The 291-nt window shown below is 36.4% G+C and carries 1 protein-coding gene; it reads right to left on the reverse strand.

The window, feature by feature from the left end:
- The coding region (locus ACIQ7L_RS17605) for a hypothetical protein (RefSeq protein WP_400570764.1) at positions 1 to 291 on the reverse strand (291 nt) is incomplete at both ends.

Genomic DNA, 291 nt, shown 5'->3' on the forward strand with positions numbered 1-291 from the left:
CATCATTGGCATCATATTTGGCATTGGGTTATTTTCCATCATCGGCATCATGTTTGGCATTTGATTATTTTCCATCATCGGCATTATGTTTGGCATTGGGTTGTTTTCCATCATTGGCATCATATTTGGCATTGGGTTATTTTCCATCATCGGCATCATGTTTGGCATTTGATTATTTTCCATCATCGGCATTATGTTTGGCATTTGATTATTTTCCATCATCGGCATTATGTTTGGCATCTGGTTGTTTTCCATCATTGGCATCATATTTGGCATTTGATTATTTTCCAT

Origin of the sequence: Bacillus sp. NPDC094106, assembly GCF_044764345.1 — a bacterium.
Taxonomy (GTDB): domain Bacteria; phylum Bacillota; class Bacilli; order Bacillales; family Bacillaceae_G; genus Bacillus_A.